The 13,467-nt window shown below is 66.0% G+C and carries 14 protein-coding genes; 12 read left to right on the forward strand and 2 right to left on the reverse strand.

Translation table 11 applies throughout. The annotated features are described in order from the left end of the window. From Q7T84_RS20490 to prfA, 8 genes are all read left to right on the forward strand, one after another. Positions 1 to 681 (forward strand): putative PEP-binding protein (locus tag Q7T84_RS20490; RefSeq protein WP_304812855.1); only part of this gene is annotated, 681 nt, incomplete at its 5' end. Between the two features lie 167 nt (positions 682 to 848). After that, positions 849 to 1,853, forward strand: a complete 1,005-nt coding sequence (locus tag Q7T84_RS20495) for a RodZ family helix-turn-helix domain-containing protein (protein ID WP_304812858.1) — start codon at positions 849 to 851, stop codon at positions 1,851 to 1,853. Between the two features lie 126 nt (positions 1,854 to 1,979). Continuing rightward, positions 1,980 to 2,768: a TIGR00730 family Rossman fold protein gene (locus Q7T84_RS20500; protein WP_304812861.1), complete on the forward strand. Its 789-nt coding sequence runs from the start codon at positions 1,980 to 1,982 to the stop codon at positions 2,766 to 2,768. A gap of 51 nt (positions 2,769 to 2,819) precedes the next feature. Further along, positions 2,820 to 3,962, forward strand: a complete 1,143-nt coding sequence (gene ispG, locus Q7T84_RS20505; protein ID WP_304812864.1) for a flavodoxin-dependent (E)-4-hydroxy-3-methylbut-2-enyl-diphosphate synthase — start codon at positions 2,820 to 2,822, stop codon at positions 3,960 to 3,962. Positions 3,963 to 4,048: 86 nt separating this feature from the next. Then, positions 4,049 to 4,507, forward strand: coding sequence for a hypothetical protein (locus Q7T84_RS20510; protein WP_304812866.1), 459 nt, complete (start codon positions 4,049 to 4,051; stop codon positions 4,505 to 4,507). A gap of 24 nt (positions 4,508 to 4,531) precedes the next feature. Then, the gene (locus Q7T84_RS20515; RefSeq protein ID WP_304812869.1) at positions 4,532 to 5,002 is read left to right on the forward strand and encodes a hypothetical protein; all 471 of its coding nucleotides are present in this window, start codon (positions 4,532 to 4,534) and stop codon (positions 5,000 to 5,002) included. 116 nt (positions 5,003 to 5,118) lie between these two features. Beyond that, positions 5,119 to 5,412: a hypothetical protein gene (locus Q7T84_RS20520; RefSeq protein ID WP_304812872.1), complete on the forward strand. Its 294-nt coding sequence runs from the start codon at positions 5,119 to 5,121 to the stop codon at positions 5,410 to 5,412. Between the two features lie 131 nt (positions 5,413 to 5,543). Continuing rightward, positions 5,544 to 6,620 (forward strand): peptide chain release factor 1, encoded by a 1,077-nt coding sequence (prfA, locus tag Q7T84_RS20525; RefSeq protein ID WP_304812875.1) that lies wholly within the window; start codon positions 5,544 to 5,546, stop codon positions 6,618 to 6,620. A gap of 72 nt (positions 6,621 to 6,692) precedes the next feature. Here prfA and Q7T84_RS20530 read toward each other — a convergent pair whose 3' ends face one another. Beyond that, on the reverse strand, positions 6,693 to 7,889 hold the full coding sequence (locus Q7T84_RS20530) for a YihY/virulence factor BrkB family protein (RefSeq protein WP_304812878.1): 1,197 nt from the start codon (positions 7,887 to 7,889) through the stop codon (positions 6,693 to 6,695). Positions 7,890 to 8,048: 159 nt separating this feature from the next. On the opposite strand from Q7T84_RS20530, the gene Q7T84_RS20535 reads away from it, so the two are divergent. From Q7T84_RS20535 to Q7T84_RS20550, 4 genes are all read left to right on the forward strand, one after another. Continuing rightward, positions 8,049 to 8,825, forward strand: coding sequence for an MOSC domain-containing protein (locus Q7T84_RS20535; protein ID WP_304812881.1), 777 nt, complete (start codon positions 8,049 to 8,051; stop codon positions 8,823 to 8,825). After that, positions 8,822 to 9,694, forward strand: coding sequence for a peptide chain release factor N(5)-glutamine methyltransferase (prmC, locus tag Q7T84_RS20540; RefSeq protein ID WP_304812884.1), 873 nt, complete (start codon positions 8,822 to 8,824; stop codon positions 9,692 to 9,694). The genes Q7T84_RS20535 and prmC overlap by 4 nt, the downstream gene beginning before the upstream one ends. 247 nt (positions 9,695 to 9,941) lie before the next feature. Beyond that, complete coding sequence (locus tag Q7T84_RS20545; RefSeq protein WP_304812887.1) at positions 9,942 to 11,084, forward strand: DUF4167 domain-containing protein; 1,143 nt, start codon at positions 9,942 to 9,944, stop codon at positions 11,082 to 11,084. Positions 11,085 to 11,293: 209 nt separating this feature from the next. After that, positions 11,294 to 12,247 carry a DUF1254 domain-containing protein gene (locus tag Q7T84_RS20550; protein WP_304812889.1) on the forward strand — a complete coding sequence of 318 codons (954 nt, stop codon included), beginning with the start codon at positions 11,294 to 11,296 and terminating at the stop codon, positions 12,245 to 12,247. 6 nt (positions 12,248 to 12,253) lie between these two features. Here Q7T84_RS20550 and Q7T84_RS20555 read toward each other — a convergent pair. Continuing rightward, positions 12,254 to 13,467: TonB-dependent receptor (locus Q7T84_RS20555; RefSeq protein ID WP_304812891.1), on the reverse strand; the 1,214-nt coding region annotated here is incomplete at its 5' end.

Here is a 13,467-nt window from a genome sequence, read left to right on the forward strand (position 1 = left end):
GAAGAGAACCCCGCCCTCGGCTGGCGCGCCATCCGCATGGGCCTGGATCGCCCGGCCCTGCTGCGCCTGCAACTGCGCGCCTTGATCGCCGCGGCTCGCGGACGCGCCTTGCGCATCATGTTCCCGCTGGTGGCCAGCGTGGACGAGTTCCGCGCCGCCCGCGCCCTGGTAGACCACGAAGTCGCCTGGGCCCAGCGCCGCGGCCGCCCCGCGCCTTCGCGCCTGGATGTCGGCGCGATGATCGAGGCCCCGTCGCTGATCTGGCACCTGGACGCCCTGCTGCCGATGACCGATTTCGTCAGCGTCGGCACCAATGACCTGATGCAGTATCTGTTCGCCGCCGATCGCGGGAACCCGCGGGTGGCCGACCGCTATGACTTCCTCTCGCCGCCCGCCCTGCGGGCGCTGGAGACCATCCAGAAGGCTTGTGAAGAGACCGGCACCCCGGTGTCGGTCTGCGGAGAGATGGCCGGCCGGCCGCTCGAAGCCTTCGTCCTGGTGGCGCTCGGCTTCGACCGCCTGTCCATGCCGCCAGCCGGCATCGGGCCGGTCAAGCAGATGGTGCTGTCCTGCGACCGCGAAGCGGCCCGCCGAGGGGTCCAAACCCTGATCCGAGGCTCGGCCGGAACTATTCGCAACGAGATCGAGACGCTCGCGCGGAAATTGTATTTGGCCATCTAGAATTCGCAACGCGAAAGCCGGCGAACAACGCTCCGCGTCTGAATAGCGCATTGAATTCCGACGCCTAGAGTGATACCCACAACACAATATTAGAATCTAGACAGTAACGTCGTCGGCGCGTCATTTCGCCTTAAAATCGTAACTCTAGCAAGGGGCGCTAGGTAGCCATGCCGCTCGATACTGGCGGGGTTACAGGTCTGCATTTACAGATGGACGGTGATCGCGAAGCGAACCGTCACGACTCCTTGACGCCTACCCTCGATGCCGGCCTCGATGTTGGCGCGGCTCTGAAAGCAGTCCGCGAGTTCCACGGTCTCAACCTGCAAGATCTCGCCGACTCCACGCGAATCCGTCGCAGCTACCTGGCGGCCATCGAAGACATGCGGCTGGATGAGCTGCCGTCGCGGCCGTTCACCGTCGGCTATGTACGCGCCTACGCCAACGCCCTGGGCCTGGACGGCGAAGCCGCGGTTGACCGCTTCCGCCGGGAAGAACCCCTCACCGACAACGCCCTTCGCGCGCCGATCGGGGTAAGCGAAACCAAGGACCCCCGCCTGACCCTGATCGTCGGGGCCGGCCTGCTGGTGCTCGTCGCCATCATCCTGTGGAACGTGGCCCAACGGGCGATGAGCCAAGACGCCCCGCCGCCTCATCGAGCGCCGGAATCGGCCATGGCCGGCGCCAAGCTGGGCGCCCCCGCCGGTCCCGTGTCGCTCGGCGCGCCGCTGCCCGCGCCGGTCGAGTCGACGACGCCCGACGCCTACGAGACGCCGGGCCTGGCCGCGGCGACCGCGGCTGACGGCTCTTCAGACTCGGTGATCGCCGCGCGCAAAGCCGCCGCCGCCAATCCGGTCGTCGCAGAACCGGCCGTGCCGGTCCGCCCGCTGCCGCCGACCTTCATTCCCAAGGGCACGGTCTATGGCGCCCAGCCCGGGGCGTCGGCGGTGACGGTCCAGGCTCTGAAGGGCGGCTCTCTGATCGTGCGCGGCGCCGGCGGCGTAGTTTATTTTGCTCGGCAACTGGCGGCGGGCGAAGCCTATCGCGTGCCGAACCTGGGCGGCCTGACCATCGACACCACCGACGCGCACGCCTTCCAGGTGTTCGTGGACGGCCAGTCCAAGGGCCTCCTGCCCTCGCCCACCGTCTCGCCGTCGAAGCTGACGGGCGGTTAGGCCTCCTTACCGATCACGACGAGCGCTTCGGCGCCGATACTCCCCGCTAGGGGTGAGATCGGTCGATTGTCTTGCCCGGCCCTGGCGGCGAAGCTGGGGCCGAGTGTGTTTTGAGAGAGTAGAGTCATGAGTACAGGCGAAGACGCGATCGATCGGGAACTGGCCAATACGGCGCAATTGGCTTCCCCTTCCTACCGCCTGGCGGCGTTGGACGAGGACTTCCTGCTCGGCGACTCGATGCGCGGCGTGCGCTTCCTGCTGGAGTTCGCCAAGGCCGACGAGGCGCTGCGGGCCTGGGGCGTGCGCTCGACTATCGTGGTGTTCGGCAGCGCCCGGGTGGGTGAAACCGGCGACGGCAATCATCCCGGCTGGTACGCCGCGGCCCGGGAATTCGGGCGCATCGCCTCGGAACGCGGCGGGGCGATCCTGTCCAACGGCAAGCCGCGCGACAACGTCATCGCCACCGGCGGCGGTCCGGGCATCATGGAAGCCGCCAACCGGGGAGCCTCGGATGTCGGCGCCCCCTCCATCGGCTTCAACATCACCCTGCCGCACGAGCAATTTCCCAACCCCTATTCGACGCCCGAGCTGACCTTCCGCTTCCACTATTTCGGGATGCGGAAGATGCACCTAGCGATGCGCGCCAACGCCCTGGTGGTGTTCCCCGGCGGGTTCGGCACGCTCGACGAGCTGTTTGAGATCCTCACCCTTCGCCAGACCGGAAAATCACCGGCCATCCCGGTGGTGCTGTTCGATGAGGCCTATTGGCGCTCGGTGATCAATTTCGACGCCATGGTCGCCGAGGGCATGGTCGCGGCCGAGGACCTGAACCTCTTCAAGTTCGCCGAGAATGCGGAGGGCGTCTGGCAGTGCCTGCTGGATGGCGGCCTTGAGCCTGGCAAGGACATTGGCTGACCTGCACGGCGGCCTCGCATTTTGCCGCGCGAGGCCCTATTTTCCCAGGCCATGACCGTCCAAGACCACACCCACGTCCGTCCCTGGCGCGCCATCGACCGGCGCGTCTCGCGTAAGATCCGCGTCGGTAACGTTGAGGTCGGCGGCGACGCCCCGATCACCGTGCAGTCGATGACCAATACGCTGACGGCCGACGCCGCCGCGACCCTCGAGCAGATCCGTCAGCTTGACGAGGCCGGCGCCGATATCGTGCGGGTCTCTTGCCCCGATGAAGCCTCGACCGCGGCGTTCAAGACCATCGCCAAGGAGTCCAGGCTCCCGCTCGTGGCGGACATCCACTTCCACTACAAGCGCGGCATCGAGGCGGCCAAGGCCGGCGCGGCATGTCTGCGGATCAATCCGGGCAATATCGGCCGGCCCGACCGGGTGCGCGACGTGATCCAGGCGGCCCGCGACTATGGCTGCTCGATGCGGATCGGCGTCAACGCCGGCAGCCTTGAGCCCCATCTGCTGGAAAAGTACGGGGAGCCGTGCCCGGCCGCCATGGTCGAGAGCGCGCTCGATCACGCCCGCATCCTGCAGGACAACGACTTCCACGAGTTCAAGATCAGCGTGAAGGCCTCCGACGTCTTCATGACCGTCGCCGCTTACCAGCAACTGGCCGAGGCGATCGACTGCCCGCTGCATGTCGGCGTCACCGAGGCCGGCGCGCTGCGCAACGGCACCGTGAAGTCCGCCATCGGCATGGGCTCGCTGTTGTGGGCCGGCATCGGCGACACCATCCGGGTCAGCCTGGCGGCCGATCCGGTCGAGGAGATCAAGGTCGGCTTCGACATCCTGAAGTCGCTGGGCCTGCGCCATCGCGGCGTGAACATCATCGCCTGTCCGTCCTGCGCGCGGCAGGGCTTCAACGTCATCCAGACGGTGGAGATCCTGGAGCAGCGGCTAGCGCACATCTCCCAGCCGATGAGCTTGTCGATCATCGGCTGCGTGGTGAACGGCCCCGGCGAGGCCCTGATGACCGACGTCGGCTTCACCGGCGGCGGCAAGGGCGCGGGCATGATTTATCTGGCCGGCAAGCCCGACCACAAGATGGACAATGGCCAGATGGTCGACCACATCGTCGAACTGGTGGAGGCCAAGGCCGCCGAACTCGCCAAGGTCCAGGACGAGGCCCTTCAGGCCGCCGAATAATTCGCGCGTCGCGCGAATTCAGTTTCATCAACTGTTACGTTTAAGCGCGCTAACTAGGCCTCGATTGCATTTCCGAGGTGCTTGTCGTGACCACCGTAACCCCCGCACCGGCGGACAATCGCCGGGCCATCGTGCGTATTGTCGGCCATGAAATGGTGCGTATCGCGACCGCCATGGCGCCGGCGCACAATGATGACATCATTGAGTATTTCGTCTTCACCGCGATCTGGGTGCTGAATAGCCAGCACATCATCGGCGACGAACGCTACGCGCCGTTGAGAAGCATTCCGCCGGACGCCCAACGTCGGCCAATTTCCATGGAGGAGCTTCGCCGCACGGCGCCGATGCCCGACCACATCCTGACCGCCTATGTCGAGAAGATGGTCGCCAACGGCATTGTGGAACGCAAACCCGCCGGCTTGGTCGTGCCGTCGGCTGTCTTCACCCAGCCAGGCATGGTGGACGGGGCCAACGACCTCTACAGCCGGATGGTGGGCATGGTGACCGCGATGCGGAACGCCGGTTTCAGCTTCGGCGACGCCTGAACCACCGACGCGCCAGGAGCAGTTGTGAGTCTTTTGTCCAGCCAAGCCGCCGACAATCGTCGCGCCGTGCTGCGTGTCACCACGCTGGAAATCCTGAAGGCGCTGCGGTCCTTGGCCCAGTTGCACGAGGGCGACATGTTCGCCCTGCTGGTCTTCACCAGCATCTGGAGCGCGAACGGTGAGCATCTGGTCGGCGACGAGCGCTACACCAGCCTGCGAACCATCGGTCCCGACAGCACCAGCAAGCCGATCACCTATGACCAGCTGCAGCGATCGTTGGGCGCACCGCGCGACATCCTCGACCGCTATCTGGCGATGTTCATCGAGATCGGCCTCGTCGAACAGGTTCCGTGCGGACTGGTCGTGCCAGGCGCGGTCTTCACCTCGAGTGAGATGATGGACGGCGCCAACGAGGTCTATGATCGGGTCGTCAGCCTGGTCGGCGCCCTGCGGGACGTGGGTTTCCCCCTGAGCGAAGAAGCTCCCCAGACTTAAGCCGCGCGCCGGTGCGATTTCGAATTCGCACATTGTCAAAGATGACTCCCCCGTCACCTCTTGCGTCGCGTTCGCAGCCTTGGTTAGGTGCGCATCCAAAACCAGGGAGAAACATCATGTCCGCAGACGGCAACTGGAAGATCACGATTCAATCGCCGATGGGCGCTCAAGAGGTTGAAGCCTCGATCACCACGAGCGGCGACACCTTCACCGGCAAGACGTCCGGCCGGATGGGCGATCAAACCATCGAGGGCAAGGTCGCCGGCGACACCCTGACCTGGTCGAGCTCGATCAGCCAGCCGATGCCGATGACCCTGGAGTTCACCGCCACCGTGGCCGGCGACGCCATGACCGGCAACGTGAAGCTGGGCGCCTTCGGCAACGCCCCGCTCTCGGGCGTCCGCGCCTAAGACCTTTCCGCGCAAGCGGGACTTGAAGGGCCCTCTCCTGCTGGAGGGGGCCCTTTTCGTTGGGCGTTTGGCAATGGCGCTCCGGAACGCTAGAGAAGCGTCCCCACATTCACCCGTGACTGGATACCCGCTTGCGTCTCCCCCAGGCCAGATTGGATCAGGTCCTCGACCGCTTCCGCGAGATCGAGGCGCGCATGAGCGCGGCCACCGAAGGCGCCGAGATCGTGCGCCTGTCCAAGGAGCATGCCGAGCTGAAACCGGTGGCCGACGCCGTGATGGCCGTCGCCAAGGCCCGTGAAGAGCTGCCTGAACTCGAAGAGATGGCCAAGGCCGGCGATCCGGAGATGGCGTCCCTGGCCCAGGACGAGCTCCAGACCCTCAATGACCGGCTGCCTGAGCTGGAGCGCGAAGTCGCCCTGTTGCTCGCCCCCAAGGACCGCGACGAGAACGCCTCGGCGATCCTGGAAGTGCGCGCCGGCACCGGCGGCGACGAGGCGGCGCTGTTCGCTGGCGACCTGTTCCGCATGTACCAGCGCTACGCTCAGACCCGTGGCTGGCGCGTCGAGATCGACTCGATCTCCGAGGGCGAGGTCGGCGGATACAAGGAAATCATCGCCTCGATCACTGGCGACGGCGTGTTCGGTCGGCTGAAGTTCGAAAGCGGCGTCCACCGGGTGCAGCGCGTGCCCGACACCGAGGCCGGCGGCCGCATCCACACCTCGGCCGCCACCGTCGCGGTGCTACCCGAGGTCGAGAACGTCGAGATCGAGATCCGCGACGCCGATCTGCGGATCGACACCTATCGCTCGTCCGGCGCCGGCGGCCAGCACGTCAACAAGACCGACTCCGCCGTCCGCATCACCCACCTTCCCACCGGGATCGTGGTGACCTCGTCGGAAAAGTCACAGCACCAGAACCGCGCCCGAGCCCTGAAGGTGCTGCAGGCCAGACTCTATGATCAACAGCGCGAAGCGCTCGACACCGCCCGCGCCGACGCCCGCAAGAGCCAGGTCGGCTCCGGCGACCGCTCCGAGCGCATCCGCACCTACAATTTCCCGCAAGGCCGGGTCACCGACCACCGCATCAACCTGACACTCTACAACCTAGCCAAGGTGATCGAGGGCGAGGCGCTGGACGACGTGATCAACCCGCTGATCGCCGAGGATCAGGCCGCCCGCCTGGCGGCCCTGGAAGACGAGTTCAACTAACGGCGGGCCGCGTCGGAGCCCCCCATCGTCATCACCGACACAAGCAGTCGGCCATGACGAATTTGATGGGTCCTAACGCTTCAGGATCCCGCGCACGCGCTGGACCTGACGACGGCCGTCGTCCATCGCCTGGTCCCTGAGTTTGCCGAAATTCACATGGAAGGCGCGGCCGACATTGTCGGCCATGACCGCCCCGCGCGCGCCCAGCGGCTGCTCCGGGCCAGTGGTGGAATCGCGCGCGGTCTGGTGTTCGATCTCGGCGTTCAGTTCCGCGCCCAGCAGGACGACCATCACCGAGAACCAGATCCACATCATGAAACCGATCACCGCCCCCAGCGCGCCATAGGTGACGTCGAAGTGGGCGATATTGTTGATATACCAAGAAAAAACCAGCGACCCGCCTAGCCACAGGCACGCCGCGAAAGCTCCGCCAATGGTGACCCATCGCCAGCGCGGCGAGGCCCGACAGGGCGCGAACCGGTAGATGAACGAGAAGGCGGCCGCCGCCATGGCCACCAGGATCATCCACCGTAACGGGACCCAAATGACGGCGAGTTCGTAGAGCCCGACACGAGCGAGCGCCACCGGCGCGGCGACCAGGATCGCGGTCATCACCACCAGGAAAACCAGGGCCGCGAAAGTGAAGCCGTAGGACAGGGCGGTGCGCTTGATGAAGGTACGCTTCTCACGCTCGCCATAGGCGATGTTCAGACCGTCGAAGAGCGCCTTCATGCCGGCGTTCGCCGTCCATAGCGACAACAACAGGCTGACTAGAAAGGCCACCGACAAGGACGCCTGCGGGCGGCTGGCCAGCAACAGCATCTGGTCGCCGATGATGTTCACGACCTCGCTCGGGATGACCTTCGACATCTCGTACAACTGGGCGTGCATGGCCTCGAAGTCGGCGAAGATGCCGTAGAGCGAGACGAACACCCCGATGGCCGGAAACAGGGCCAGCAGACTGTAGAAGGTGACGCCGCCCGCCACGGCCGGCAGGCGATCACGTTCGATCTCCTTGAACGTGCGCCACAGGATGTCTCGCCAGCCGCGCAGAGGTATGTGGTAGGGCGACCCGGCCAGCCGCCCCCGCCCCGGCTCAGCGGCTTCGAAGACCTCCGGCGTGGCCTGAGGCTCAAGATCGAGATCGGACCGCGGCGCGGCGCGCAGGCTGCGCCGCCAAAGGGTGGTGACCACGGCCAGTCCGACCCACGGCGCGGCCCGGCTAAGCAGCGAGGTGACCGACTGTACCGAAACTGATGGCCGCTTCACACTTCGGACCCCACGCCAGAGCTGCAAGAACACTCAAGACAGACGCGCGTTCCGAGCGCGATCCAATAGCGCCGCCCGCCAAGACGCAAGGGCTCGCCGCACGCCCGGCCAAATCATATGCTGCTTGTCCCCCCGCCAGACTTGCAGGTACCAGGGCCTATGACCGGTCACATAGCAGCGCTCTATCGTCATCCCGTGAAGGGCTTCACCCCCGAGCGATTGAGCCACGCCGAACTGACGGCCGGCGGCCCCTTCCCATGCGACCGGCTGTACGCGGTGGAAAACGGCCCCTCCGGCTTCGACCCCGGTGCGCCCGGCTTCATTCCCAAGCAGAAGTTCACGGTGCTGGCCGCCATCCCCGAAGTCGCCAAGGCCCGCACCACCTATGACGAGGCCAGCGCGACCCTGACCGCCACCGCGCCGGGTCAGCACGACTTTTCAGGCATGCTCTCGCAGGACGACGGCCGCGCGGCCTTCGCCAGCTGGCTCACCACCTTGCTCGGCGAGGAAGCGACCGGGCCACTGCAAGTCATCTCCGCCGATGGCCACCGGTTCATGGACCACCCGCTGGGTCACGTCTCAATCATCAACCTGGCCAGCATCCGCGACCTGGAGGCCAAGATGGGCCGGCCGGTCGATCCCCTGCGCTTTCGGGGCAACGTCCTGGTCGAGGGCTGGCCCGCCTGGGTCGAGAACGAGTGGGCCGGGCGCGAGCTGATGGTCGGCTTCGCCCGCGCCAAGGTGTACAAGCCCATCGTCCGCTGCGCGGCCACCCACGTCGATCCGGTCACGGCCGAGCGCGACATGGACGTCGTCAAGGCGCTGTTCGACAACTACGGCCACATGAACCTGGGCATCTATGTCCACGTCACCGATTCGGGGCCGATCGCCGTGGGCGACGCCTGCACCGAGCCGACGATGGAGCCTGCGCAATGAGCCTGAACCTGTTGCAAGCCTGGCAATCGGCCAAGGCGCGGCTCGACGCCGCGGGGCTGGAAGGGCCGGTGATCGACGCCCGCCTATTGGTCGAGGCCGCCGCGGAGGCGACCCGCGCCGACATCGTCACCGATCCCTATCGCGCCCTGACCCCCGAGCAGGAGCAGCGCCTGGCCGATTATCTGGGCCGCCGCGAACGCCGCGAGCCGGTCAGCCATATCCTCGGCCGCAAGGGCTTCTGGAAGATCATGCTGTCGGTGACGCCCGACGTGCTGACACCGCGCCCCGACACCGAGGTGATCGTGGACTACGTCCTGAAGAAATTCCCCGGGGAAACCACCGCCTTCCAGATCCTCGACCTTGGCGTCGGCTCCGGCGCCATCGTCCTGTCGATCCTGGCCGAACGGCCCAGGGCCAAGGGGTTGGCCACCGACATTTCCGACGAAGCCCTGGCCGTGGCGCGCGAGAACGCCGCCAATCTGGGCCTAGCCTCGCAGATCGCCTTCATGCGCGGCAATTGGACCGAGGGCTTGGCCGACGCCAGCTTCGACGTCGTCGTCTCCAATCCGCCCTATATCGCCAGCGAGGTCATCGAGACCCTGCAGCCGGAGGTAAAGGACCACGAGCCACGGTTGGCCCTGGACGGCGGGGCGGACGGCCTGGACGCCTATCGCCACCTGGCTCCGGAGATCCTGCGCGTCCTGAAGCCTGGCGGCCTATTCGCCGTGGAGATCGGCTACGACCAGAAGGACGCGGTCGAGGCGCTGTTCAATGACGCAGGCGCCGGCGACGTCTGGACCATCAAGGACTTGTCGACCAATGACCGCGTTGTGGTCGGCGTGAAAAACCCCTTGGAAACCGGCTCCTGAATCGCTAAGTCTCTGTCCTGTCTCCACCCAATTCGCCGGTGCTAGAGGTTTAGGCCGACCTGTAAATCAGGACGGACAGCCGGCTCGGCAGGCGCGCAGGCCTAGCGTGTCTCGTGCCTCAAGGTCCGGGCGGACGACGGGGAACACTTACGTCTTCAACATGGACTGACGGGCGATTTGCCCGACCAAGGCGAGAGGATAGACCGCGCGCTTATCGGCGAGACCGAAGCGGCGGCGGACACAAAGAATGAGAGATTTCAAGGGTATGAAGCGCCAGCGCGGCCGCAATCGTGGCGGCGGCGGTGGCGGCAAGCCGCAGCAGCAAAACGCGAACCGGTCGTTCGATTCGAACGGTCCCGACGGCGTTAAGGTGCGCGGCAACGCCCAGCACGTTTTCGAAAAGTATCAGCAGCTCGCCCGCGACGCGTCGTCGGCTGGCGACCGGGTGCTCGCCGAGGGCTACCTGCAGCACGCCGAGCACTATTTCCGCGTCGTGCGCGCCATGCAGCCGACCAAACCCGCCGCCGAGATTATCGGCCGCGAGAACCTCAGCGGCTTCGAGATCGACTTCGAGGACGAGAGCGGCGCCCAGGCGGCGGCCGTGGCTGAAGCCGAGGCGTCGGGCGAGCCCTACTCCGAAAACAACGAAAATGAGGGCCAGCAGCAACAGCAGCAGCCCCGCGCTGAGCGTTGGCGCGACGATCGTCCCCGCGACGACCGCCCGCGTGACGACCGTCAAGGTGGCGGCCAACGCGACGACCGCCCCCGCAACGATCGCAATGATCGCTTCGAAGGCCGCGGCCGCGACCGCTGGCGTGATGACCGCCCGCGCGACGGCCAACAGAACCAGCAAAACCAAGGTCAACGCGACGCGCGCGACGACCGCCCCCGCGACGACAGACCTCGCGATGAGCGGCCGCGTGATGATCGTCCGCGCGACGAGCGTCCCCGTGACGACCGCCCGCGTGACGACAGGCCTCGCGACGAGCGCCCCCGCGATGATCGTCCTCGCGAGGACCGTCCCCGTGAAGAGCGCCAGCGCGATGATCGCCCGAGGGCCGAGCGCGAGGATCGCCCGCGCGGCGAACGCTACGAAAACCGCCGCGACCGCGAAGAGCGCCCTGAGCGCGACCCGCTGGCCGTGGTCGAACCGAAGGCCTCGCCGCTGGTTCCCAGCGAAGAGCGCGCCTCCCCGGTTCTGCGCGACGAAGATGGCGGCGAAAGCCATGCGCCAGCCTTCCTGAAGGCTCCGCGCGCGCCTCGGGCCCCCAAGGCCGAGGCTGCTCCCGCTGTCGAGGGTGAAGAAAAGCCCAAGGCTCGTCGTCGCCGCGCTCCGCGCAGCTTCGAGGGCGGCGAAGGCAGCCCGCCGAGTGAGACCGAGGAAGCCTAGAGCTTCAGTTCAAGGGCCGTCCATCGGCACCCGGACGACATTCAATCCCTCCCCGCCCCGGGGAGGGATTTTTTGTGTCTGGCGCGCTTGCCGTCACCTCGATTGACGATTGAGGGCTGGCACGGATTCAAGTCAGGGTTTCTGCCGATTGATGCGACCTCCCATCGGTTCTGTGATGAGGCTCCAAGCATCAACCAAAGAGTTCTCAGATGTCCCTGCTAGTAAACGTCGACAATTTCGCGCGCGCCGAAACCGACAACTATTTTGCCAGCTTCGCGAAGAACGGCGCGCTCGGTAAGTTCGTGCATGTCAGAGAACCAGCGTCGATCGATAAGCAGGACATCGTCAGGCTCAATCGCGACACGCTTTACAGTCAGGCGCTCTTTGACCTCGACGCCGGCGACGTGACGATCACGCTGCCCGACGCCGGTGTCCGCTACATGGCCCTGCAAATCATCGATGAAGACCACTACACCCATAGCGTCGAGCACGCGCCGGCCCAGTGCGTCCTGACCAAGGCTGACATCGGCGCCCGGTACGTCGCCGCGCTCGTTCGAACGCTGGTGGACCCTGCCGACGAGGCTGACCTCCGAAAAGTGCATCGGCTGCAGGACGCTGTCACCGTCACCCAGGCAGGCATCGGCGCTGTTGACCTGCCGGCCTGGGATCAAGCAAGCCTGACACGGTCTAGGGACGCCTTGAAGGTCCTCGCCTCGGGTCTATCGAGCTTTGAGCACGCTTTCGGGTCCCGCGAAGAGGTCGACCCCATTCGCCGCCTCATTGGCGCGGCTGCGGGCTGGGGCGGCAACCCGGACTCCGAGGCAATGTACATCGGCGACACGCCCGAACGGAACGACGGCGAGACAGTCTATCGGCTGACGGTCCAGGACGTGCCGGTCGACGGCTTCTGGTCGGTTAGCGTCTACAACGCCGCCGGCTACTTTGAGCCGAACAGCCGCAACGCCTATACGATCAACAGCATCACGGCCAAGAAGAGCGCTGACGGCTCCATCACGGTCCAGTTCGGCGGATGCGACGATCAAATTCCGAACTGCGTGCCGACCTCGCCTGGCTGGAACTATCTCGTGCGGCTCTATCGCCCGCGCGCCGAAGTGCGGGAGCACCGGTGGACCTTCCCGAAGGCCGAGCCCGTGACCGGCTGATCATTCTCAGAACTTGTACCCAGCCCCGATCCGGAAGTTGCGGCCGGGCAAGGGCGCGAGGTCCTTGAGGAACGAGACGTGTTCGCGCGCCTCGGCGTCGTTGATGTTCCGCGCTTCGGCGAACAGCTTCAGGTTCTTGTCGTCGAACGGCGTGGCGCTCAGCGAGGCGTTCAGCATCATGTAGCTGTCGGTTGGCAGCTCGAACTCGGCGACACGGTCCTGCTCGGCCACGCGGCGTAGCTCCAGCTTGCCGGTCCACCAGCCGCCATCGAACACCGCGCGCCCCGTGACCGACCACGGCGGGATGCGGGCCGGCACGCCCAGATCGGTCTCGCCGCGCACATAGTCAGCCGCGCCTTCCAGAGAGAAGCTGCGATCGCCGTCCTGCCACAGGCGGTAGGAGACTTCGGCCTCCGCGCCGTAGAACTCGGCGTCGGTCTGCAGATAGTCGTAGACCGCGAAGCCGCTGGCCGGATCTTCCGTGCCGGTGGCCCGTAAATCGATGAAGCCGTCATACTTCACGGCGAAGGCATGAAGGTCGGCCTCCCAGGGACCGGCGCCATAGTGAACGGTGGCGTCGAGCGAGTAGGACACCTCGGAGTCGAGGTCCGGATCGCCGACCTCAAAGCCGCGCGTAGCTGCGTGCGCGCCATTGGCGAACAGTTCGGCCTCCGTCGGCGCGCGGCTGGTGCGCGAACCGCTCAGACCCAGGAACCAGCCCTCGGCCGGGCGCAGGAAAGCGCCGATGCTGGCCGAGACATTGGTGAAATCGCGCGACATGTCCGGCGTCTTCAGTTCGCGATGGTCGAGCCGCAACCCGCCCTCGACGCCCCAGGTGTCGCGGTCGAGGCGCTGCAGGGTGAAGACACCGTATTCCTTGGTTTCAGTGGAAGGCACATAGGCCTCGTCGCCCACCGCATCGAGGTTCCGCGACAGGGCCTGGAAGCCGACCGCGCCTTGCCAGCCGTCGCGCTCGACCTGCACCAGTTCGGCGCGGGCCTCCCAACCATCCGATAGGAAGCGGGTGCCGACGACGCCATTTTCGACCTCGGCGTGCTCGTAGTCGGCATAGCCCGCCGAGACCTTCAACTGGTTGAAGACGCCCAGATCAAGGTCGAGGCCGCCGCGCAGGTCATAGCGGGTCTGCTTTAGGTCGATGACCACCCCGCCCTCTTCTTCCTCGTGGTCGTCGTCATGATCGTGGTCATGATCGTCGTGAC

Origin of the sequence: Phenylobacterium sp. (assembly GCF_030654915.1) — a bacterium.
Taxonomy (GTDB): domain Bacteria; phylum Pseudomonadota; class Alphaproteobacteria; order Caulobacterales; family Caulobacteraceae; genus Phenylobacterium.